This window comes from Sphaerochaeta pleomorpha str. Grapes (assembly GCF_000236685.1).
Taxonomy (GTDB): domain Bacteria; phylum Spirochaetota; class Spirochaetia; order Sphaerochaetales; family Sphaerochaetaceae; genus Sphaerochaeta; species Sphaerochaeta pleomorpha.
Map to the genome: position 1 here is coordinate 943168 of NC_016633.1, position 22425 is coordinate 965592.

Here is a 22425-nt window from a genome sequence, read left to right on the forward strand (position 1 = left end):
TATAGAGAAGGCTTTGTCCCAACGGACAGACATCCGGATATTTTCTATGATCGATTACTTTTACCTTGCTTCAAAATGGTAAAGGCTATCTGTTCCCTAATAGGAAAGTCCCTTTGTCACCCTGCCAGCTTTCTCTAGGTAATCAAGAGCAGTCATCTACTCTACCACTCCATCCAGATATCTCTCCACCACCATTCTATCTTCGCTGCCTATGGTAAAAGCAGGGTCTGAAGCATAGAGCTTACCCAGGATGTCTTGCTTGGAATAGGGAATCTCATTGGTGGCAAACTGATGTTCATACAGCCAGTCAGAGAGGATTTGCCTGCTTTCGTCATTGAAACGTTTGATTCTCCCTTGCTCAATCTCTTTTAGCAAATCCTTTCCGTCCATTGCATGGTCTGTTACCACATCCACCAGCTGTTGCCAATACTGGGACTTCCGGTTCAAAGGAAGGTCTTCAGCATCTAGGTCGCTTTTGGTCAATTGGCGGCAACGACCTTCTGTTGCCAGAACCTGAGCCTTGGCCAATAGTTCATAACGGTGATTGAGCACAGGATCCTTACTTCCTAACGTGGCAATGACCTGGCCGATGTAATTCTGGCCACCTGCAAGATGGACTCTCAGTTTTTCGCTGTCTGTCTCAAGGTACCAACTGTGAAGCTTCTCTATCGGTTCCCAAAGACTGGGACCCGAAACCATACACCGTTCACCAAATAGGTTGTAGTCTGGGGAAAATTCAGGGATAGCGGGTTTGCTGAAGGTAAAAGCTGGCCTTGGATTCCTGTCTACAGCATACCCTCTCTGTAAGTCGAAGAGCGCGATTTCCTGGAAATTGGCCACATTGAGGGAGCGGAGTTTCTCTACCTCATCGCGCTGGGCGGTGAAGTAGAACACCTGGCGGTCTTTTGCAATCTCTTCGATTGCCTGGGCAATTGCCATTGCCCGATCATCGTCGCTGTTAGCCAATAGCTCATCGAGGAAAATAGGGAAATGGACTCCACTGGACAACTCCTGGGACTCAATGAAGGCCATACGGACAGAGAATAAAAGCTGGACTCTCGTCCCGCTGGAAAGCTCGTCGAGTTTGAAATTGGCATTCTGCACGGTATCGTGGGCAAAGAACCCCTCGTCGTTTACCGACAGCATATAGCGCCCCTGGGTAATACGCTTCATCCATTCGCTCGCCTTGAGCAATACTTTGGGCTGGCAGTCCTGCTGGGCAAGGGCGGAGAGCTTGTCGGCAAGCAACCCGATTACATTGGAGAGCACCTCCTGCTGCCGTAGGGTTTCCAGAGCCTCCTCAGCCTGTTTTTTCCTAAGCATGGCAGTAGCAAGTGCAGAACCATTGATAAGATTCTTATACTCGTTTTCCAGGCCACCCAATTCCTTTTGCTTGTCTCCTAAATCACGCAACCTCTGCTCTAGGAATGCAATTTGAGAATCGACCTCTTCCCTAGATTTTTCAGAGGCGCCCCTTTCCGATTCAGGATCCTTTGCCAATAAAGCAGCTTCCTGCTTTTTCTGCAATGCAAGCTCCATTTGCAATTCTTGCCAGTTGGAAACCAAGGAAGCAACCTCTTGCAGAGTCCTCTCATCCTCATAGTCAATTCCCAGTTTTTCCCAGAAAAGCTCATACTCACGTCTCTTTTCCTGCAAATCTTGCTGCAAATTGGAAACTTTTGTTATTTGGCTATCGATCGAAATTTGCAATTCATGCGCCCTATTGATCCGCTTTTCCAGACTCTTTGCAGTACCTTCCAAGGTTGCACTATCGCACTCCTCAGTCGACAAGATTGACTGTAATTGCTTCAGTGCTTTTTGGTACAAATTGTTGGCTCGCTGAAGTGTTTCGCCACCAATGGCCTCGTTTTCCACCAAATCAACCCACCTTTTCAATTGCTCGGAGAAGTGGAAGAATTCGGCACCCTCCAGCGTAGGGTTGTCAATGGAAAATCCCAAATCATCACAGGCAGATTTCCACATCAGTTGCCAGGCACCCAACTTCTCTCTTGAGTCTTGCAACGTATCGGAGGCAACACGACGGCCTTTATTCCTTTCCCTGACATTTTGATTCTCCTGCAGTTTCGCTGCAAGCGTGCGCTGGAGCAAAAGACATGACTCAACGGACCAGTCGGCAAGCGAAATGCCAGGAACCTTTTTCATCTCCTGCTCGATTTGCTCCTGCAACTGGGCTAAAGCCTGAGTCTTTTGTTCCTTCTCCCCTGTACCCTCAGATTTCGGAATCATCCTCCAGAGAAGAAAAACCAAGGCCAACGATCCTGGGACTGTGGCAAGGGGATGCAAAAAAGACAGTAAGCCAACGACCAAAGCTCCCAAAAGAGCAACCAAGACAACCCTTCTTCTCAAGGTTTTTGGGATCAGCGTCCCTTCGGGGGTAGCCTGCAAAGCCGCAAAGGCTCGCATCCAATCCCCTAACCGTGTGGACAGAGAAGCCAAAGAAACATCGTTTTCACTCTCCTGTTCCCGGTTTCCGAGCGAGGAAAGATACTGTTGACCGCTAATTACCGTGCACCGCAGAGGCTCGCATTGGTTAGCCAGCTTCTTCAAGACAGACACCTTGTTACCCAGATTTTGGTTCTCAGGTGCCTTGTCCATAATCCAGGCATGCTGCTCTTCCCATGTTTTCAAGGCAGCAGCCTGCTGGTCATACGTCTTTTGAGTCTCCTCAAGATCTTTTCTCGCCTCTTGAAAACGGGCAAGAGAGGCCTCAATCTTCTCAGGCAAGGAACTATCATCGAATTGGCTCTTGGTTATCTCACACTGGCTAAACAACTCTTGCAGTCTCTGCAATTCACGCTTGGCTTCCTCAAAATCCTGTTCTTTCTCGAGAAGGCCTTTCCTCAATTCCTTCAAACGTTCAGGTGATTTTTCGTTCACCAGCGAAATCTGGGGAGGGAAAGTATCACTCTTTGCCTCAAGGTCCCCGATGTTACTTCGGAACTGCAATAGCTGACGCTCTTGTTCGCAAAAAGCTTTCTGCTTTTGCAGGATGCTGGTGGAATCGACAGCATCCTGCAAAGCTGCAATCCGCTCGTGGATATCCTTCTGGCTTTCCTGTTGGGCTTTGATCCTTTTATAATTCGCCTCAGCTTCTTTGAGGTTTCTGACATCGTTGTTGTTGGAGGTAGTCCAGGTTCTCTTGCCTCCCACCTGAAGGCAAGCCCCTTTGAGGTCGACATCCCCCTGCATCTCTTTTTGCACACGATACAGGAAGGTCTTTCCCGTTTCCTCTGCCTGTAACAACACATGGAGAGGAAACCAGTAACTATCGCTAAGGTCGTCGACCCGTCCTGGAAGAGAAGTGTCCTGGTTGTCACGAAGGCGTGTCTGTTTCAAGGTACCCTGAAAAAGATTGAGATGCCACTGCCCGTCGGGAGTCTCCAACGTTCCCTCTGCCTCAACAGAAGAAGCGGCCTGTTTGTCCCAGAGAAGGGAGCAGAGCCCTCTGGAAAGACTCGATTTCCCTACCCCGTTCGGGCCCCATACTACATTCAACCCCTCAGAGAAATCCCGTATCGGGGGAAACGTACCTACACCGAAACCAGGGGTTCGATGCAAAACAGCTTCTTTGATCCACAACTTTTTGCTCATACACTCCCCCTTTGGCTCAACATTGACCGAATCAAGGAAAAGCCAGATTTGCGTATCAACTCTTTCACCTGTGCCTCATCTTGGATATCCGCTGTACTCATCAAGGACTGGAAAGCAGGGACATTATGACTTTTCTGGCTGATATCTTTAACTTCCTCCAGCAAGCCAGGCAATGTATCCATATCGAGAAGTTGCTTTGCCAACAGGGCAATCGGGCCAACCCCTGCAGAAAGGCTTTCCAGATCGACGGCAAGCACCGTGTTGTCTACAAAAGAAGGCTGCACATGTACCGAGTAGCCCTGTTCAAGGGGAATCTCAAGATTCTGCAAATCAGTCAGGGGCAAAGCCCTTGCAAGATCAAATGCCGTGGGGACAGTCCCGACAAAAACCAACCTGCAATAGAGGTCACCAAAAAATCCCGAGGTACTTGTTTTTGTAGCTGTAGTTCTAAGTGCCTTACCGATATAGTTCAGCAAGTCATCGGATGAAACGATTCCCTCAAGGTCTACCTCGCAGTCACAGAACAGCCAGGGTGACAAGGGGATGAACTCAGGGTCCTTCCACGATTGCTCTCCTACTGTCTCCAGCAACCAGATTCCATGTTCGCCTGTCTCTGAACTGTCGAGGGCGAACGGGGAACCACAATAAAAACCGGTATTGTCAGCTAATTGCCGTTTTGCATGGATATGGCCCAGAACCCACAGGGGAACGCCGGTAGCCGAAAACTGAGTTGAGGAAACAGGGGCATAGGTGCTTGTCATAAGCGAACCATCGACATCGCAATGCAAAAGACCAAGGATCGGCCCGTCAAAGTCGGCAAAGCCTCTCTCAAAGGAATCAAGGGGGTTGGCCGTACAGGCGCTGTCCTTAAAAGACCATCCGACAAACCGGACGCCTTTATATACAACCTGCTCCCATGTCCCATTAAGTCCCAACATATGGATATGCTCCCCTTCCTTCGCAAGCCGGGGAAACACCTTTGCATCATGGTTGCCAGCAACCGCAAACACCTCGATATCTGAGGTGTGAAGCGTTTCCAACCCTTTTGCCAGAGGTCCATAGGCTTCAAACCAAGCATTATCCTTCTCAACGACATCGCCGGCCAATACCACAGCATCGACTTTCAAGGCCACAGCCTTTTCCACAATTGCGTCCCAGGCAGAATGACTGGTAAGCCCAGGATGGGCGTTGACTGAAGGTATCCGTCCCAGATGAATGTCTGAACATGCAATGATTCTCATCTTACCTCTCCTTGCAGGGTGCCAATCTGGACCTGTTGTTTCTAAATATAGCTACCTGTACTAGCCTACCATACCATATTACCCACATTTTTGTTATTTCTTCCTTGATTTGGAGAAAAAATAGTAAAATTTTCGAGATTTTGAAAAACCAGAATCTTTTCGGTGAAGCCCATTTAAAAATAGTTCTATTAGGGAAAACCTCAAAATATTGATTGTTTTTACAGTATTAATACCAAAAAGCAAAATTGCACATAAAAACTTCAAAAAAATCATCAGATTTTCGTACGCATTAATCAATTGACAATTAGTACTGCCTATGTTACCGTTCAATTGCTTTAATTTTTTGAGTTGCAGCTAGTCCGTTACCCTATCTCATGAATGATCGTATTCGTTACTGAATCCCTTTCGCAGACAGGTTAAAATGTTCAAGACTGCGCCAAATGAAGCAATAATTTTTTGTACAGGCAATATAGCCTGTGAAGGATGCTTTTAATGGCAAAGAAAATCTATGTTCGTAACATGAGTTACAACACCTCCGAAGAAGAACTTCGGGACCTGTTCGCACAGTACGGCACCGTACTCAGTGCAAATATCATCATTGACCGCGAGACCCGTCGCCCCAAGGGCTTTGGTTTCGTAGAGATGGAAGAGGATTCAGCTGCTGAAGCTGCTATCTCCCAGCTCGATGGCAAGGATTTGGATGGCCGTAACCTCAGCGTTAACGAAGCTATTGCAAAACCCCGTCCGTCATACAACAACAACCGTTACTAGTTCTCGGTTGGAGTACGTCCGGAATTTTATGATTCAGTAACGTAGCGGAGCCAGCAATGGCTCCGTTTATTTTTGTATCTGCATCTTGTCTGTGATTTTGCTCTTCGTTCTGTTTTGCTACAGGGAACGCTTTCCGGCTTCCTCAAAGAAAGGCTGGGCAGCAAGGAAAAACTCATCCCGTAGCTGAGAAAGAGAAACGCCAGTCAGTTTATGGTCACGGACAACCCATTTCCCATTTACAAATACATGCATGACATTCTGCACCCCACTGCTATAGACCACCACCGAATAGGGATCATGGCAGGGAACCATATTGGGCTGGTCGAGACCAAGAACCAGAATATCAGCTTTCTTGCCTACTTCCAGGCTTCCTATCGTATGGTCCGCTTTCAACACCTTTGCAGCTTCACTTGTGCAAAGCGGCACAACCGACTTTGCCGGTATTGCCGTCCGGTCGTGCAACCCATTCTTGTGCAGGATGGCATAGAGCTTCATCTGGGTAAACAAGTCCAACGTATTCCCGCTTGCAGGGCCATCGGTTCCCAATCCAACCAAGATGCCTTCTTCACGCATCTTTGGGCACCGGGCCAAACCCTTGGCACTCTTGAAATTCGCCCCGGGACAATGGATTACCCTGGTGCCAGACTTTGCAAGAAGAGCAATATCCTCATCACTGGTATGGATGCAATGGGCAGCCAGCAGGGAAGAGTCGAGCAAGCCCTGCCGGGCAAGAAAGGCAATGGGAGATAAACCATACTCGTTTTGGTACTTCTCCATCTCAAAGTCCATCTCGCTGAGATGCATTGTCCATAATAGGTCATGTTCCTTTGCCAAAGCCTGTGCCTTTTTCAAGACCTCAACGGTGTTGCTATAGGGCGCATGGGGGGCAATGATAGGGGTTACAAGGGAATTGCCACGAGATTGTGCAATCAAAGCTTCTGTTTTTTCCAAACCCTGTTGCCCGTCTTGGGCATCGCAATGAGGATCTTCCATCAAGGTTTCGCCTGCATAAAGCCTAAACCCCATCTCATTTGCCGCTGCGGCAACCACATCTTCGAAAAAATACATATCGACGGCACAGGAAGTTCCGCTGAGCAGCATTTCTGCCATGGCAAGGCGCGAGGAAGCATAGGCAAGCTCTTGTGTCATGCAAACGTTTTCCAAGGGAATGAGAAACCGACGCAACCGGTCAGGACAATCGTCTCCCAGGCTTCTGAACGCTATCATCCCCATATGGGTATGACCGTTTATCAGAGCCGGCATGACAATTGTGTCACAAAGGTCCAGCTCTTGGTCACAGGTTGCAGGCAATGAAGGGGGAAGAGCGCTATCCTTCCCTACATAGATAATGGTATCACCCTCAATGACAAGGGACCCGTCAGAGAGAACCGTTTCCTCTGTATCCATAGTGAGGATAGTTGCATGACGCAGCACATATTTCATTTGCTTTTATTCCCATCACTGTAATACGTCCGCCAGTCGAGAACACGCTTTTGCACTACATCGACCAAGCCTTTGTCGCTGATCTTCAACTCAGGGGAGACAGGAAGGGAAAGCACTGCAAAGTTCATGACCTCTTCTCTCGCCTCATACCCATGGTCTTTCAGCCATTTGCGCACCCCTTTTATTTGCTTTGCCAGTTTTGGCATAGGCTCAAGGGACACAATACCGCCATAGGCAAGGGGAACAAACGACTCTTTCTGTTCATCGACTAAGGCGATACCGCCCTGGTTCTCTATAACAAGGTTCACTGCCCTGACTGCCAATTCCACGCTGGTTGCAAGCACCAGCAGGTTGTGGCTGTCATGCGCCCAGGAACTGCAGATGGCTCCACTCTTTTTCAAACCATTTTTCAAGAAGGCCGGTTTGATAGGTGACTCATGGCCATACCGCTCAACACTGGCAATGACATTCAGGCCAGCAGCGAAATAGTCGAAGGTGTTGTCAACCACATCGACTGTCTGTCGTCCTTTTTTGGTGAAAGTCGTAGCAGTATCCTTCTCGATGACCAGAATATCACGATTGCCATCGGGGCAGGAAAGATCGAAATCTTTTTCCGAAATCTTCTTTCTTTGTATTGAGTTGAGATATTTTTTATCGAGGTTTGGAAGTTTTGTCGGGGTAACCAGGCCGTTGGAGGAATCGTAAACCATGGCCCCGTTCTTGAAAATCGCCTTGATATGCAAGGTTTCCAAGTCATCGATAACCAACAAGTCGGCTAGCTTGCCCGGGGCTATCTGTCCACGGTCGAAAAGACGCATGCGCATGGCAGGGGCATAGGTAGCAGCATAGATAGCCTCGGTTATGGGCATTCCATAAAATATTGCTTGTTTGACCACCGCATCAAGATGCCCTTTTTCCTGCAGGACATCGCTCATGACATCATCGGTGCAAAAACAAAACGTTCCGGCAAGGTATTCATCACAGAGGGCTTTTATAGTCTCTTTTTTGACACTTTTTTGCTGGATTTCCAAAAACATCCCTGCTGAAACCTTTTCCATGATTGATTGTGCAGTTTGTTCGGTGTGGTCGGAATCGACCCCGCTGGCAATGAATTTGCTTAACTGCTCGCCGCTGATTTTCGGGCAATGGCCTTCGATGGGAGAATCTGGCCTACAGGTTTTAAAAGCCTTGATGATACGCTTGGTCCTATTGTCCTCTTCACTGAACAGATCATTTGCGTTCATGATCTCCCCGAGGGCCAGGATGTCATCCCGCTTGCAAAGCTGCTCAACTTCACTTGCGTCTATTTGCCCACCGCTTGTTTCAAGCTCTTTTGAGGTTGAGGGCACACTGCTGGGTATTGCATAGAACACATCAAGAAGCGAGGGAAGGTCCATATAGGCCTCGAGTCCCTCAACTCCAAAGACATTGGCCACCTCATGGCAATCGGCAACGACTGTTGTCGTGCCATGGGGCAAGACCGCATTCGAGAATTCCGACGGACTTGTCATGGAAGACTCGATGTGCATGTGAATATCGATGAATCCCGGGATTACAACCAACCCACCATGCGATTCCTCATCAAAGTTGCGTTCGACATGCCTGATGGTTTTATCGAAGGCAATAGATCCGAAATCGAAGGAACGGTAAGCAGAGTTGTAAATCCAGACATTCTTAAGGTAGGTCACGACTAGTTATTCATCAGGCGGTTGAAAAGGTCTACCCATTCAGCCATCAAAGGATTGACGAAGGAGAAGTCTACCATCTTGGCCTTGGCTGCCACTTCACCTACTGTCTTGTTCTCGGCAAGGGCGGGAGTAAGGACAACCTTTTTGTTGACAGGAGCCTCGTTGAGGGCCTTTGCAGTCCTCAGTTCGGTCTCTGCATTGAGCCTGTAGTTGATATAGGCAAGGGCGAGGTCCTTGTTCTTGGAATTCTTGCTGATGTTGATAACATTGAAGTTTGCATAGGTACCCGAAGAAGGAACCATATACACGGCCTCAGGATCAGCTTTGGCAATTACCGGCACACCATAGTCACCGACGATAGCAACTGCAATCTCACCATTCTTGAAGAGACTTGCGACATCTGAAGTCTTGGCATACGTGCGCAGTACGTTGGGTTTGAGTTCCTCCAGAGCCTTGAATGCAGTAGCTCCCTTATCGGTTGTAAAATCAACACCCTTGACATCACTGGCCATGGCAAGCAGGGCAGGTCCGAACGTCGTTGTAATGGCAGGAATGGAAATCTTTCCCTTCAAGGCAGGATTCCACAAATCGTCCCAGGAATCGATTACGATGCCGGCGGCTTTCGGATTATATATGATCCCGATACTGTTGATGGTATAGGGAGCTCCCGAACCTGACTTGATCATAGCCTGGGCTCCACCGATCAAATCATTGAAAGAGGTGATATCACTGACTGCAATCGGGGCAAACAACCCAGCGGTTACGCCATCTGCTGTATTCTTCTGGGCCAATTCGATTACATCGACCTTGGAATTGGGATCGCTTGCAAGTTTGGTATAGCGTTCCTGGGCATTACCCGTGTCGAGGATGACCTTGACATTGTACTGCTTTTCAAAGGGTTCATAGACTTCTGCCCATAGGGAATCTTCTGAAAGCCCCCAGGTGGAAATAATGAGCTCGCGCGGTGCGCTTGTGCTTTCCTTTGTACCCTGTGCCCCGATCTGGGCTACAGGAAACAACAAGACCAAAAGTGCGGCCATCATAGTTGCTGCATGTAATTTTCTCATAGTCCTCTCCATTTTTCTCTGCCGTCCGGCAGGAATACCATCTTTTATTGTGAGTCTCTCACCTAGACTCCCAAACGATTACCGGTGCAAAAATACCAATTTCTCCTGGGGGAATTTGACTGAAACAGCAGATCCCACAGGAAAGGCAGGTTCTTGGCTGCTTGCTATCGTAACTAGCCCAAGATCTGTCTTCACCTCATACTGATAGCCTTTGCCAAGATACGTCCGTACTTCAATCGAACCTGACAGAAAGGATTCGTCCTTTGCAAGGCTAAGCTGAACATCCTCCGGCCTGATACAGAAGAGCGTGGCTTTATCCTTATCGGCGGGAATGGAAACCTGAGCCACTTTTGCTTTGTCTATCGCAAACAGGTTCTTGAAACCGACAAAACGGGCGATCATCTCGGTTGCAGGATTGGAATAGATTTTCTCCGGGCTGTCGCACTGCTCAATCTTCCCCTTCTGCATGATCGCTACCCTATCAGAAATAGAGAAACACTCTTCCTGGTCATGGGTGACGAATACTGTCGTAATCCCCAGTTCTTGCTGGATTCTCTTGATAGAAGAGCGCATCTGCAGCCTAAGCTGGGCATCGAGGTTGGAAAGCGGTTCATCAAGCAGCAACAGCTTCGGTTCGATTACCAAAGCCCTGGCCAAGGCTACCCTCTGGCGCTGACCTCCCGAAAGTTGCTTGGGAAACCGCTGCTCAAGGCCGGTAATACCACAGATATCAACCATTTTGGCAACTTGCGTTGCAATAGTGGCAGAGTCAATCTTGCGTAGCTTCAAACCAAAGGCGATATTCTCGAAAACAGTCAGGTGGGGAAAGAGCGCATAGCTCTGGAATACAATGCCAAAATCACGCTTATGCACAGGGACATGGGTCATGTCCTTGCCCTCAAGCAGGAACGTACCGCCAGTAGCTTCTATCAACCCGGCAATCACACGCAATGTTGTGGTTTTTCCGCACCCTGAAGGCCCGAGCAGGGAAAGCAATTCCCCCTGGTGGATATCAAGGTTGAGATCCTCGAGAATCAGGTTCTTTTTATCGTAGGAGACATCGATATGCCGCAATTCACCGAAACTCATAAAATCCTCCCAGGATGCAGGCTATCTGCCTATTCTCCGCTCGCTAGTTTGGTTTTCATCCGTTGGGCACTCATCGTCCTATCCATGATATACATGAACAGAAGGGTCATTGCCATAAGCATTACCGACAAAGCGCTTACCGTTGGGTCGTAGTTGTATTCGATATAATTCATCATCGAGTAAGGCAACGTATTCATACCCGGTCCCTTCAGATACATGGACACCGGGATGTTATTGAACGAATTGATAAAGGAAAGCATGAAAGCCGAAAGGATAGCGGGCTTCAGATTGGGCAGTACGACTTTCAAAAAAGCCTTCACCGGTGTACAGCCAAGTGACCTCGCAGCCTCTTCCATGCTCTCGTCCACATCCTTGAGGCTGGCGCTGATAATCCTCACACAATAAGGCATGACTACCAATAGGTGTCCAAGTATCAAGGCGAGATTCAAAGGCATTGCCAAAATCACGACCAAAAACCTGAACAGGACATAGCCGATGACAATACCCGGTATCAAGGAAGGGGAAAGAAAAATGGAAAGCAACAGGTTGCTTAGTTTCCCCGGTCTCTTAACCAGGGCCACCGAGCTGGCCAACCCGAAAGCTATACCGATAATAGAGGCTAAAAGGGCCAGGATAAGGCTGTTTTTGAAACTGCTAACCAAAGATCTCGACTGGAATACCTTGCCAAACCACTGTAGGCTGAACCCTTCCAAGGGAATGGTTATGGAATCGGCACTGTTAAACGAGGTAATGACAATCAGCAGCAGTGGCAAAAAGATGAAGGCAAAGACTATCCAGGCAACAATAGCAACAAACCGGTGTTTATACATTGCTTGACCCCCTCTTGTCGAGCTTGGAGGCGACAATATTGAAAATCTTCATCACCCCAAGGCTTACCAGGATCATGATAAAGGCTATTACTGCGGAATTCGTCCAGTTCGAGAGTGTGTTCGACTGCTGGTAGAGCAACGTTGCAAGCATCATATTCTGGTTACCACCGAGCAAAGTGGGGGTTGTATAGGCACTGATAGTCCCTGCAAACACCATAACCCCGGCGACCAGGACTCCCGAGAAGGAAAGCGGGACAATTATCTTAAAGAAAGTTTTCATCGGGGGGGCCCCGAGGCTGTAGGCAGCCTCGATTACATCATCGCCGATATTCTCCATTACCGAGGCCAAAGTTGAAATCATCACAGGCAGGAAGAGGTACACCGAACCGACCACGATGGCAAAGTCGGTATAGAGCATTTTCAAGGGTTCCTGGATGATGCCCACAGACATAAGCAACTGGTTTATCATCCCGTTCTTTCCCAAAATACTGATCCAGGCGAATCCCCTTACCACTGCATTGGTAAGCAAGGGGAACAGGATCAAAGAAAGGATAATCCTCCGGCGGTTTTCTTTCAAAAGGCTGATATAGTAGGAGGTAGGTAACCCGACTGCCACGCAGATAAGCGTGGTAATGACCGAGAGCCGCAATGAACGGAAGAAAATGCCCCTGGAAAAAGAATCGGCAAAGAAGCCTGTGTAATAGGAAACGCTGAAACCTGGGGTAAAGAAACTGGGCAGAATCGTAAAGAGAAGCGGAACCAGCAGGCAGACAACTGCCAGCAGGATAAACGGCAGGATTGATATCAGGAAACTGCTTTTCTTCATGAAGTTTTTCTCCAAGCAGATACTACTGCGTTGTAAGATGCTCAAGCCGGAAACAGTCAAAACCGATGCTATTGTAAAAAACGGTTTGCCCATTCTTTATACTATTTATCCAGTATGTATAGCGAAAAGAAACTGGCCCTGTCAACTGTTTTTGACAGATTATGAATTAAAGTAATGCATAAACAGAGCCAACCTGAAAATTCATAACCCAAAGTAATACTTCAAGAAAAATACAGGACATACTGGTAAAAACTCTTTACCCAACAGATATATCTTTTTCCATAAAGGTAAATTATGCAAGGCCAGGAGATTGTTTCCTTGTATTTTTGCAGTACAACTCCAGGGCCTTGCAAGCAAACTGACATCTCGATCAAAGGTGCTCCAATGAGGGGAAAACTACAGATAAAAGGAAAAAGTTGTGTTGTCCTCTTGATTCTATTTATAGAAACATGTACCCTCTTTACCAACCGGAGGCAAGGATGAAAAACGGACGATTCGGCCAGTTCGGTGGCCAATACATACCTGAAACCTTGATGCATGCAGTCATCGAACTAGACACTGCCTATAACCATTTCAAGGATGACCCAGAATTCCAGGCGGAACTGTCTCTCCTCTACAGCGAATATGCAGGAAGACCTTCCTTGCTTACCTATGCCGAGCATATGACCAAAGATTTGGGCGGAGCCAAGATCTACTTGAAACGGGAAGACCTCAACCACACCGGCTCCCATAAGATCAACAACGTATTGGGCCAGTGCCTGCTGGCCAAGAAAATGGGCAAGCGGAGGGTAATCGCCGAGACTGGGGCCGGGCAACATGGCGTGGCAACCGCTACCGTGGCAGCGCTCATGGGCCTTGCGTGTGAAGTCTTCATGGGCAAGGTTGATTGTGACCGTCAGGCTTTGAACGTATACCGCATGGAATTGCTTGGAGCTACTGTCCATCCGGTAACCAGCGGAACGATGACGCTCAAAGACGCTGTAAATGAAACCATGAAAGAATGGACACGGCGCATCGAGGACACCCACTATGTGTTAGGCTCGGTAATGGGACCCCATCCCTTCCCCACCATGGTTCGCGACTTCCAGAAAATCATCGGAAAGGAAGTTCGCTCCCAATTGCTTAAAAAGGAAGGAAAACTCCCCGACTATCTGCTCGCCTGCGTGGGTGGCGGATCGAACGCCATGGGATTGTTCTATGATTTCATCGAGGAACCGACGGTACAACTCATCGGATGCGAGGCAGCGGGAAAAGGTATCGATACGAGGCTGCATGCAGCAACGATAGCAAAGGGTACACTGGGAATCTTCCATGGAATGAAAAGCTATTTCTGCCAGGATTCCTACGGCCAGATAGATGAGGTGTATTCGATCAGCGCAGGGCTCGACTACCCGGGTATCGGACCGGAACATGCAGATCTGTATGAGAAGGGAAGAGCCAGTTATGTACCGGTAACCGATGACCAAGCGGTCGAAGCCTTCGAGTACCTTTCGCGGATGGAAGGAATAATCCCTGCAATCGAAAGTGCCCATGCCGTTGCCTATGCAAAGATACTTGCCCCCACCTTGGGAAAAGACAAGGTACTGGTCATCAATCTCAGCGGTCGCGGAGACAAAGATGTGGCTGCGATTGCCCGTTACAAAGGAGAAGCGCTGTATGAGTAGGATAGCAAACGCCTTTCTCAAGGGGAAAGCCTTCATCCCCTTCATTACCTGTGGAGACCCCGACCTGGAGACGACAAAAGCCTTGGTCCTTGCCATGGAGAAAAGTGGTGCCGACCTCATAGAACTGGGCATTCCCTTCTCAGACCCCATTGCAGAGGGTCCTGTTATCCAAAAAGCGGATAAACGAGCTTTGCAATCGGGGACAACTGCTGACAGGATTTTCTCCCTGGTTGCAGAGATTCGCCTCGAAACTGACATTCCCTTGGTGTTCATGACCTATATAAACCCAATATTCACCTACGGTAAAGCCCGCTTTTTAACGCGTTGCAAAGAAGTGGGAATCGACGGGATCATAGTGCCAGACCTACCCTATGAGGAACAGGATGAACTCAAAGGTTTCTGCTCTGAGTCTGGCGTCACCCTCATCAGTATGATCGCCCCTACCAGCAGAGAGCGGATACAGATGGTAGCCAAAGAAGCTGAGGGTTTTCTCTACTGCGTATCGTCTCTAGGGGTTACCGGAGAGCGTTCAGCCATAGGTGATGCTGCAATGATGATGGTAGAAGAGGCAAAGAAGGCTACTACGATCCCCTGTTGTATCGGCTTTGGTATTTCCAATGCAGAGCAAGCCAAGGCCATGGCTTCCTTTGCCGATGGGGTAATCGTCGGTTCAGCTATCGTACGGCTGATAGCAGAGAACGGAAAAGACAGCATCCAACCGGTTTCCAAATTTGTCAGTGCAATGAAGACGGCAATAGCAACGACTGCATAGAGATGACACACGCTTGATTTCTTCCTTGAAGCAAGGGAGAACTCGAACGCAGATGTTTCTATGTATAGTATTTAACAGGAGAAGCCATGTATAGCCTTACTTTGAAACAAGCCCGTGCCTTGGCTGCAGAGAACGAGGGAGACCTTATCCCTATTTCCACTGAACTGTTCAGCGACCGATACACTCCCATCACAGTGCTTGAGACGCTCAAGGAAACAAGCAGCCATTGCTATCTCCTTGAAAGCGTGGATGACCGGCAAAAATGGGGACGGTATTCCTTTCTTGGATTGAACCCCAGCATGGAAATCACGTGTAGTGACCATTGCCTCACCATAACCGATGAAAACGGGATTACGAATCTCAAGGACAACCCAAGCAAGGTCATCCGATCCATTCTCGCAACACATAAAAGCATAGCCGTCCCTTCCCTTCCCCCGTTCACCGGCGGACTGGTAGGATACTTTTCCTATGACTACTTCAAATATGCGGAACCGAGTTTGCAACTCGATGCAGAGGACAACGAACAATTCAAGGATGTCGATTTGATGCTATTTGACAAGGTAATCTGCTTCGACAATTACCGTCAGAAACTCATCCTGATCGCAAATATTGCAACCAAGAATCTCGAGACCAGTTACCAGAAAGCCATTTTGCAACTGGAGTCCTTGAAAAACCTTATTGTAAACAAACCGGCACTCACCCATCAGAGCGGGAAACTGCTAGGACCCATGGAAAGCCTGTTCAGCGAAGACCAATTCTGTTCTATGGTCGAACAGGCAAAGCGCCATATTTTTGAAGGCGATATCTTTCAGGTAGTGCTCTCAAACCGCCTGAGCGCACTCTTTGAGGGAAGCCTGCTCGATACCTACCGATACCTGCGCACCTCAAATCCTTCGCCCTACATGTTCTACTTCAGCGGTTGCGACGTGGAAATCGCCGGGGCTTCCCCCGAAACCCTGGTCAATTTACAGGAAGGAAATCTCCATACTTTCCCCCTGGCAGGGACAAGGAAGCGGGGAAAGAATGAGGAGGAAGACCGACAGAACGAGAGGGAACTGCTCTCTGATGAAAAGGAGCTTGCAGAACATAACATGCTCGTCGACCTTGGGCGGAACGACCTGGGCAAAATCAGCGAGTTTGGTTCGGTTGTTGTCGAGAAATATCTTTCGGTAGAGCATTTCAGCCATGTGATGCATATAGGATCAACAGTCAAAGGTACGTTGAAAAACGGATACGATGCGCTTGATGCAATCGAGGCGGTGCTTCCAGCGGGAACGCTCAGCGGGGCACCCAAACTGAGAGCCTGTGAGATTATCAACAAGCTGGAAAACAACAAGCGGGGTATCTACGGGGGAGCCATCGGTTATATTGCCTTCAGTGGCAATATGGATACCTGCATTGCCATACGCATAGCCTACAAGAAAAACGGCAAGGTCTTTGTACGGAGCGGGGCGGGAATCGTGGCAGACAGCAACCCCTACAACGAATATCAGGAATGTATCAACAAGGCCAAGGCGGTCACTGAGGCCATCGAGTCAGTCTCGGGAGGTTTACTATGATCTTATTGATAGACAATTACGATAGTTTTTCCTACAACCTCTATCAGCTGATAGGGTCCATGCATCCCGATATCATGGTGATACGCAACGATGTTTTATCAGTGTCTGAGATAGCAGCCCTGCAAATCGAACGCATCATCCTCTCCCCGGGACCAGGCATTTGCCAAGATGCAGGGGTCTGCATCGAAGTAATCCAAAAACTTGGCCCAGATATCCCGATTTTGGGAGTCTGTCTCGGCCATCAGGCTATCTGTGTTGCCTTTGGCGCCACCGTCAGCCATGCAAAACAGTTGATGCACGGCAAACAGTCAAACGTGACCATAGACAAAAAAAGTGCAATGTTCAAGGAATTAGGACCAACAATGCTGGTAGGTCGATATCATTCACTCAGCGCAGTAGCTGAAACCATGCCGTCCTGCCTGAAGGTTACCGCTACCAGTGATGATGGCCAGATTATGGCAGTCGAACATCGAGATTATCCTATCTACGGTCTGCAATTTCACCCTGAATCGATTTTGACTCCCCGGGGAAACACCCTACTGGAGAATTTTTTGCGAATCGGAGTAACACTATGATTAAAGAAGCAATCAAGGAATTGAGTTTGAAACATGATCTGAGCTACGCAGAGGCAAGGCAGGTCATGGATGAAATCATGGACGGAAAGGCAAGCCCGGTTCAGATGAGCAGTTTTCTTACTGCTCTCTCGCTCAAAGGTGAGACAATCGAGGAAATAACAGGAAGTGCAGAGGCAATGCGACAGCATTGCATCCGGCTGCTCCATAACCTTTCTGTGCTGGAAATCGTAGGTACAGGGGGAGACAAATCGAATTCCTTTAACATATCCACTACGAGCAGTATCGTTATCAGTGCCTGCGGAGTCCCGGTTGCAAAACATGGAAACCGTGCCGCCTCTTCAAAATGCGGGTCAGCCGACGTACTGGAGGCCTTGGGAGTCAATATAGCCGTCAGTCCTGCAAAAAGCAAAGAGTTGCTTGACACAATCGGCATCTGCTTCCTGTTTGCCCAAAACTACCATATTGCCATGAAATATGTTGCCCCGGTTCGCAAAGAACTGGGCATCAGGACAGTATTCAATATCCTAGGCCCGCTGGCAAACCCAGCAGGGGCTTCGATGCAACTAATGGGCGTCTTCGATGAAAATCTGGTAAAACCCCTTGCCCAGGTCATGGCTAACCTTGGGGTGACTGACGGCATGGTGGTATATGGACAGGATGGGTTGGATGAAATCAGTATATCCGGTCCCACTACAGTCTGTGAGGTGCGAAACCATACGTTTACCCAGTACGAGATAACACCCGAGCAGTTTGGCATGAAGCGCTGCTGTAAGGAAGATCTTCTCGGAGGGGATGCAAGCGAAAATGCAATTATTTCCCAGAAAATACTCAGCGGAGAGCAGAAAGGGCCCAAACGGGATGTGGTAGTACTCAATACTGCCTGTGCCCTCTACATTGCAAAGAAGGTTCCCAGCATCGAGGCTGGAATTGCCTTGGCAAGCGAAGCCATTGACAGCGGTAAGGCCAAAGAGAAACTCGAGGCATTCATTTGCCTATCTAACGAGGTATAGGATGAATATTCTCCAGCAATTGGCTCAATCGACCAAAAACAGATACAAGGGAAAAGAGGTCAACAGGCCCCTTGCCCTACTCAAAGAACAAGCAGAGCTCTGTACTCCCCTTTCCCCTGCGTTCCCATTTGCAAGGGCGTTACGTAAGGAAGGTCTCTCGGTTATCTGCGAGATAAAAAAAGCTTCTCCTTCCAAGGGGATTATCAGCTCCGACTTCCCGTATCTGGAGATTGCCAAAGAGTATGCAATAGGGGGAGGTGACGCTATCAGCGTATTGACAGAACCTTCCTTGTTTCTTGGAAAAGACCGGTATCTTTCAGAAATTGCCCCTCTTGTTTCCCTTCCGCTTCTCAGGAAGGACTTTACGGTTTGCCCGTATCAGATATATGAGGCAAAACTACTGGGTGCCTCATCAGTTTTGCTTATTTGCGCCCTGCTCAGTGACGCGGATATTGAAAGCTACCTGCAGCTTTGCGAGGATCTTGGACTTGACGCCCTGGTGGAAGCACACGACAAGCAAGAAACAGAACGGGCCATTGCGCTGGGTGCAAAGATTATCGGGGTGAACAACCGTGATTTAAAAACTTTTAAGGTCGATCTAGAAACCAGTATCAGGCTCAGGAACCTCGTGCCGCCTTCTATCATTTTTGTGAGCGAGAGCGGGATTGAGACAAAGCAAGACACAAGGATTTTGAGATCCCATGGAATCGATGCCGTACTGGTAGGGGAATGCCTTATGCGTTCTTTTGATAAAGCGGGCATGATCAAAGGATTCAAGGGATGACCAAAATCAAACTCTGTGGCTTGAGGGGATTACAAGACATTGCCTATGCTAACAAGGTAAACCCCGACTTTGTGGGCTTTGTGTTTGCAAAAAGCAAGCGACAGATATCGCCACAACTAGCAATGGGCATGCGACTTGCTTTGCATAAAGAGATTGTTTCGGTAGGGGTGTTCGTCAACGAGCAAATAGCGACCATCTGTGCATTGGTCGAAAGCGGAACCATTGCTATGGTGCAACTCCACGGAGATGAAAACGAACAGTATATCCATGCCTTGAAACGAGAACTTTCGGTCCCGGTTATCAAGGTAGTGAGCATTACTTGCAAGGAATCCCTTCTCCCCTACCTATCCTCTCCTGCCGATTACCTTCTCCTTGATGCAGGGAAAGGTGGTACAGGAATGAGCTTTGACTGGAGCCTTGCACAGATTTGTACCCGCCCATTTTTCTTGGCTGGGGGCTTGAACAGTGAGAATCTGCAAAAAGCAATTGCTACAACCCACCCCTTCGCCGTCGATTTAAGCAGTGGCCTGGAAAAAGGCGGGAGAAAAGATTTTTCCCTGATGCAACAAGCTGTCAGCATAGCCCACCGGTGCAATTACCTATCACCTAGCTAACAGTATGGCTACTTGCTTCGCTGTCTAGATATAACGCAATGAATGCAGATTCCTCAACTGCCTTGGAGAAAAGAAACCCTTGGTACTGGCAACAATTGATCGATTTGAGGAATTGTAATTGTTCTTCTGTCTCAACACCCTCGCTCAGAACCGTAATGCCTATTTCCTTTGCCAGGAGTACGATTGCCTTAATAATGGTAATAGTATCGGGATCGGGATAATTATTGATAAAAGACCTATCAATCTTAAGTGTATCAACCGAAAGATCAAGCAGATAGGAGAGAGAAGAAAATCCAGTACCAAAGTCGTCGATTGCGATAGAAACACCCATTTTTTGCAACTTCTGCAGGTTGCTGTCTACATTCAAGAAATTCTTTACGGCAATTTGCTCTGTCAGTTCAATTGAAAGCCTTGAAGGGGCAATAGTATATTGCCTTAGACTAGCTCTTATTGTTTCAATCGTAGAATTTCTGGAAATATCCTCTGCTGTCAGGTTAATGGAAATGGTAAAGGAATCCTGCAAAGAGGGAACAGTAGTCTCAAGTCTCACCAAGAAATTGATTGCATCGTGAATTACCAGTTGGGAGAGTTTTTCCATTAGCTTACTTTGTTCCATCAGGGGAATGAATTCTTCGGGGCTGACAGATCCAAGTTCCGGACTATTCCATCTGATGAGAGCTTCAGCCCCAACAATCCTATTTGTCGCTATGGCAAGCTGGGGTTGGTAATATAATTCCAATTCACCTTGTTCAAAAGCCTTTGGGAGGGATTCAAGAATCATCTTTGCCCGCAGAAACCGTGCATGGATGGCTTGGTTATAGAGTAAAAACCCCTTTCCTTTTTGATCATTAAGGACACTTCTGGCAATACAGGTTTTCCTCACCAACGCATCCTCAGTAGTGTTTGTATCGTCGCACAGGGCAACACCACAATGAAAAACAGGGGTAAAGGTCTTATCCAAGACAGTGATTGGTTTCGATACGTCAGAAAGCAGCTTGGTTACAATCTCTGCTACCTTGGCATCCTCGGTACAATCGGGAACCAGAAAGAAATAGCTTTTTGCAGAGAAAATCGCAATAGGGTCCGTATTCCTTACCGAATTATGAATTCTGGAGGGAAGCAATGCCGCAAATACATGCGCTTCCTTGTTATTGAAAACGGAATTGAATTCTGCTTCATTGGAAAGTTGCAACATGATGCAATAAAAAGGAATACCAAGTTGAATTCTAGCAGAAATATAAGGAAAATCACATGCTCTGGATTCACTGCCCAAATGATCACACATTGACCAGTTCGATAGCATAAAGAGATCGACAAAATATTCCTTTTTTCCTTTGTGATCCAAAATTACCGTTTTTAGCTTTTTGCTTTGGAAATAATTCCCCTCTTTGTTTTTTGTCCAGACCAACCGACTGGCAGTGTCACTAGCCTCTTGCCTGAGATTTTCACACTCAGTTTGAAAAAGTGAAGTCTTTTTGCCCATGAGGTCACTTTGACTAAATCCTGTCATATTCTCAAAGACTGTATTACAGAAGGTAATATGATGATCCTTATCAGATACCAGAATCCCATCATTTACATAGCTTGAAATAAGAGAGCTTACCTTCATCCTCTGTAAATCTGAATGCCTTTGAAAATAGATAATCACTGCTGTAGACCCCAAAAGCAACAGGGCCATAGCTATGATCCATTCTATCTGGGGATGGCTTAACAAAAAATTTCTGTCAAGCGTGGGCAATTGCCCGGTATCGAAATAACTTACCACAGTCCAGAGTCTGTCCCCGCCGGGATACCATTGGACTCCTTTCTGGGTAATTGGCTTGATTACACGGAAAGAATATATATGGTTACCGATTTCTTTCGATAATGCCTGTTCAGAATCAGCAAGGATTTTCAAGAGGTCAGGCTCTTGGATATACAGGTTATTGGCTTCTGTAGTATCAAACTTGAAGCCAAATACATACTCATTGTTTTTTACTATCCAGGACCCGTTCCTGTCGATAAGGCCAAAAGAAATATTCTTCAGCAAGGATGACTGATACGCTGTAAAAAAGGAGAGTATATGATAGGCATCAAAGTTGATTACCAGCATCCCAATCCGCTCTGCATCCTTGAATACTGGTAAACCCATCCGTAAAACAGGTTCAACGGGAACTACTATTTCACCATTTTCAATGTTCAAATCCATATCTGAGATATATACAAATTCAGGGGGAGCAGAACTGAGAATCGAAACATAATCACGACTGCTTTTATCTTGGAGATTTTCCGCCCTTACGGCAACAGGCACCCCATGGTAATTGTTTACACGGACGGTTTCCTTTCCCAAAGAATCGATAAACCGAATTTGCAGAATATATTCCTTTCTGCTTGCGATACGGGAAAAGAGCTGTTCCAGTTCGATACGGTTGGCCTCATCCTGATGTTGGCGGAATCTGGTACATTCATCGGAATTGTAAACGACTTGCAGGTCGGACAGATATTGGGAAAAAGTACTTTCCAGCAGGTTGGAAATAATGATGGTACCTTTTTCTTGCTCTGAGACAAGTCGGATAACAGACTGTTGACGCGTACTGTCTACGAAAAACGAATAGACCCACAGGAAAATGCATACGAAAGGAAGCACAAAAAGGCAGATGCGTGAGATAATCCAACGAACATCCCTGCTCTTGAGTGTCATCCTGTTTTCTCCCTTTGGGTCCAGATAGAAAGATACCCGCCTACCTACAACAAGTATATGTGTAACCTTAGTATAATTGTCCTTGCTGAGGGAATAGGATGTCAAGGGAAAAACGATGGCCAGGTCTGATCAAGCCACGATTTTCATTGAACTTGACTAAACCCAGCAACAAAATCACATAACAATCTCCATCTCAATTT

17 protein-coding genes are annotated in these 22425 nt (G+C 47.5%); 8 read left to right on the top strand and 9 right to left on the bottom strand.

Features of this window, described 5'->3' with window-relative positions:
• Window positions 1-156: 156 nt before the first annotated feature.
• Complete coding sequence (locus SPIGRAPES_RS04315; protein WP_014269549.1) at window positions 157-3612, bottom strand: AAA family ATPase; 3456 nt, start codon at window positions 3610-3612, stop codon at window positions 157-159.
• Window positions 3609-4853, bottom strand: coding sequence for a metallophosphoesterase family protein (locus SPIGRAPES_RS04320; RefSeq protein WP_014269550.1), 1245 nt, complete (start codon window positions 4851-4853; stop codon window positions 3609-3611). The genes SPIGRAPES_RS04315 and SPIGRAPES_RS04320 overlap by 4 nt, the downstream gene beginning before the upstream one ends.
• Before the next feature lie 492 nt (window positions 4854-5345).
• On the opposite strand from SPIGRAPES_RS04320, the gene SPIGRAPES_RS04325 reads away from it, so the two are divergent.
• Window positions 5346-5624 (top strand): RNA recognition motif domain-containing protein, encoded by a 279-nt coding sequence (locus SPIGRAPES_RS04325; protein ID WP_014269551.1) that lies wholly within the window; start codon window positions 5346-5348, stop codon window positions 5622-5624.
• A gap of 117 nt (window positions 5625-5741) precedes the next feature.
• Here the strand turns inward: SPIGRAPES_RS04325 and SPIGRAPES_RS04330 are convergent, their stop codons facing one another.
• From SPIGRAPES_RS04330 to SPIGRAPES_RS04355, 6 genes are all read right to left on the bottom strand, one after another.
• Window positions 5742-7067, bottom strand: a complete 1326-nt coding sequence (locus SPIGRAPES_RS04330) for an amidohydrolase (protein WP_014269552.1) — start codon at window positions 7065-7067, stop codon at window positions 5742-5744.
• Window positions 7064-8755, bottom strand: coding sequence for an adenine deaminase C-terminal domain-containing protein (locus tag SPIGRAPES_RS04335; RefSeq protein ID WP_014269553.1), 1692 nt, complete (start codon window positions 8753-8755; stop codon window positions 7064-7066). The genes SPIGRAPES_RS04330 and SPIGRAPES_RS04335 overlap by 4 nt, the downstream gene beginning before the upstream one ends.
• Before the next feature lie 2 nt (window positions 8756-8757).
• On the bottom strand, window positions 8758-9822 hold the full coding sequence (locus SPIGRAPES_RS04340; protein WP_014269554.1) for an ABC transporter substrate-binding protein: 1065 nt from the start codon (window positions 9820-9822) through the stop codon (window positions 8758-8760).
• A 78-nt stretch (window positions 9823-9900) separates the two neighbouring features.
• On the bottom strand, window positions 9901-10911 hold the full coding sequence (locus SPIGRAPES_RS04345; RefSeq protein ID WP_014269555.1) for an ABC transporter ATP-binding protein: 1011 nt from the start codon (window positions 10909-10911) through the stop codon (window positions 9901-9903).
• Between the two features lie 29 nt (window positions 10912-10940).
• Complete coding sequence (locus SPIGRAPES_RS04350; protein ID WP_014269556.1) at window positions 10941-11741, bottom strand: ABC transporter permease; 801 nt, start codon at window positions 11739-11741, stop codon at window positions 10941-10943.
• A complete protein-coding gene (locus SPIGRAPES_RS04355; protein ID WP_014269557.1) occupies window positions 11734-12567 on the bottom strand; it encodes an ABC transporter permease in 834 nt (277 codons plus the stop codon). The genes SPIGRAPES_RS04350 and SPIGRAPES_RS04355 overlap by 8 nt, the downstream gene beginning before the upstream one ends.
• A gap of 479 nt (window positions 12568-13046) precedes the next feature.
• Here SPIGRAPES_RS04355 and trpB point away from each other — a divergent pair, with 479 nt between their 5' ends.
• The 7 genes from trpB to SPIGRAPES_RS04395 all read left to right on the top strand — a co-directional run bounded on the left by trpB (window position 13047) and on the right by SPIGRAPES_RS04395 (window position 19545).
• On the top strand, window positions 13047-14231 hold the full coding sequence (trpB, locus tag SPIGRAPES_RS04365; RefSeq protein ID WP_014269558.1) for a tryptophan synthase subunit beta: 1185 nt from the start codon (window positions 13047-13049) through the stop codon (window positions 14229-14231).
• The gene (gene trpA / locus SPIGRAPES_RS04370) at window positions 14224-15003 is read left to right on the top strand and encodes a tryptophan synthase subunit alpha (protein WP_014269559.1); all 780 of its coding nucleotides are present in this window, start codon (window positions 14224-14226) and stop codon (window positions 15001-15003) included. Before trpB ends, trpA begins: the two co-directional genes overlap by 8 nt.
• 86 nt (window positions 15004-15089) lie before the next feature.
• Window positions 15090-16562 carry an anthranilate synthase component I gene (gene trpE, locus SPIGRAPES_RS04375; protein WP_014269560.1) on the top strand — a complete coding sequence of 491 codons (1473 nt, stop codon included), beginning with the start codon at window positions 15090-15092 and terminating at the stop codon, window positions 16560-16562.
• A complete protein-coding gene (locus SPIGRAPES_RS04380; protein WP_014269561.1) occupies window positions 16559-17137 on the top strand; it encodes an anthranilate synthase component II in 579 nt (192 codons plus the stop codon). Before trpE ends, SPIGRAPES_RS04380 begins: the two co-directional genes overlap by 4 nt.
• Window positions 17134-18147: an anthranilate phosphoribosyltransferase gene (gene trpD, locus SPIGRAPES_RS04385; RefSeq protein WP_014269562.1), complete on the top strand. Its 1014-nt coding sequence runs from the start codon at window positions 17134-17136 to the stop codon at window positions 18145-18147. The genes SPIGRAPES_RS04380 and trpD overlap by 4 nt, the downstream gene beginning before the upstream one ends.
• A gap of 1 nt (window position 18148) precedes the next feature.
• Window positions 18149-18931, top strand: a complete 783-nt coding sequence (gene trpC / locus SPIGRAPES_RS04390; RefSeq protein ID WP_014269563.1) for an indole-3-glycerol phosphate synthase TrpC — start codon at window positions 18149-18151, stop codon at window positions 18929-18931.
• Entirely contained in the window at window positions 18928-19545 is a 618-nt protein-coding gene (locus SPIGRAPES_RS04395) for a phosphoribosylanthranilate isomerase (protein ID WP_014269564.1), read from the top strand. The genes trpC and SPIGRAPES_RS04395 overlap by 4 nt, the downstream gene beginning before the upstream one ends.
• Here the strand turns inward: SPIGRAPES_RS04395 and SPIGRAPES_RS16450 are convergent.
• Window positions 19538-22225 carry an EAL domain-containing protein gene (locus SPIGRAPES_RS16450; protein ID WP_014269565.1) on the bottom strand — a complete coding sequence of 896 codons (2688 nt, stop codon included), beginning with the start codon at window positions 22223-22225 and terminating at the stop codon, window positions 19538-19540. The two genes, SPIGRAPES_RS04395 and SPIGRAPES_RS16450, sit on opposite strands and share 8 nt — an antisense overlap.
• Window positions 22226-22425 lie beyond the last annotated feature (200 nt).

Coding starts and splice junctions, on each gene's coding strand:
- SPIGRAPES_RS04315 (WP_014269549.1), bottom strand. CDS start 3,612: ATGAGCAAAAAGTTGTGGATCAAAGAAGCTGTTTTGCATCGAACCCCT.
- SPIGRAPES_RS04320 (WP_014269550.1), bottom strand. CDS start 4,853: ATGAGAATCATTGCATGTTCAGACATTCATCTGGGACGGATACCTTCA.
- SPIGRAPES_RS04325 (WP_014269551.1), top strand. CDS start 5,346: ATGGCAAAGAAAATCTATGTTCGTAACATGAGTTACAACACCTCCGAA.
- SPIGRAPES_RS04330 (WP_014269552.1), bottom strand. CDS start 7,067: ATGAAATATGTGCTGCGTCATGCAACTATCCTCACTATGGATACAGAG.
- SPIGRAPES_RS04340 (WP_014269554.1), bottom strand. CDS start 9,822: ATGAGAAAATTACATGCAGCAACTATGATGGCCGCACTTTTGGTCTTG.
- SPIGRAPES_RS04345 (WP_014269555.1), bottom strand. CDS start 10,911: ATGAGTTTCGGTGAATTGCGGCATATCGATGTCTCCTACGATAAAAAG.
- SPIGRAPES_RS04350 (WP_014269556.1), bottom strand. CDS start 11,741: ATGTATAAACACCGGTTTGTTGCTATTGTTGCCTGGATAGTCTTTGCC.
- SPIGRAPES_RS04355 (WP_014269557.1), bottom strand. CDS start 12,567: ATGAAGAAAAGCAGTTTCCTGATATCAATCCTGCCGTTTATCCTGCTG.
- trpB (WP_014269558.1), top strand. CDS start 13,047: ATGAAAAACGGACGATTCGGCCAGTTCGGTGGCCAATACATACCTGAA.
- trpA (WP_014269559.1), top strand. CDS start 14,224: ATGAGTAGGATAGCAAACGCCTTTCTCAAGGGGAAAGCCTTCATCCCC.
- trpE (WP_014269560.1), top strand. CDS start 15,090: ATGTATAGCCTTACTTTGAAACAAGCCCGTGCCTTGGCTGCAGAGAAC.
- SPIGRAPES_RS04380 (WP_014269561.1), top strand. CDS start 16,559: ATGATCTTATTGATAGACAATTACGATAGTTTTTCCTACAACCTCTAT.
- trpD (WP_014269562.1), top strand. CDS start 17,134: ATGATTAAAGAAGCAATCAAGGAATTGAGTTTGAAACATGATCTGAGC.
- trpC (WP_014269563.1), top strand. CDS start 18,149: ATGAATATTCTCCAGCAATTGGCTCAATCGACCAAAAACAGATACAAG.
- SPIGRAPES_RS04395 (WP_014269564.1), top strand. CDS start 18,928: ATGACCAAAATCAAACTCTGTGGCTTGAGGGGATTACAAGACATTGCC.
- SPIGRAPES_RS16450 (WP_014269565.1), bottom strand. CDS start 22,225: ATGACACTCAAGAGCAGGGATGTTCGTTGGATTATCTCACGCATCTGC.